This window comes from Pseudomonas sp. AC463 (genome assembly GCF_979253585.1).
In genome coordinates this window covers 1-244 of the sequence record NZ_CEEDDZ010001050.1, presented here as the reverse complement: position 1 = coordinate 244, position 244 = coordinate 1, and the positions used below count along the sequence as shown (strand labels likewise).

Genomic DNA, 244 nt, shown 5'->3' with positions numbered 1-244 from the left:
CGCCCCGACCAGGCCGGCGATCGTCGTGGAGGCCGTCCCCCCCGATGCCAGCGCGCTGATCGACCCCAGGACGCGGCCGGTTTCCGCGACGCCGACGGACGCCGCGCCGGTCGAGGCCGTCTGGCTGTTGGTGTTGGCGTTCGAGAATGCCCCGCCGCCGCTCGTCGACACGCCGGTCGAGGTGGAACGCTGTCCACGCGCGTCTGCCGTCACGCTGCCCGTGCGGACGGTGGTTCCGTCGATC

General features: G+C 73.8%; 1 protein-coding gene. It reads right to left on the bottom strand.

Annotation, left to right across the window (positions count from 1 at the left end):
- Positions 1-244 (bottom strand): hypothetical protein (locus AC0IYH_RS33460; protein WP_471838738.1); only part of this gene is annotated, 244 nt, incomplete at both ends.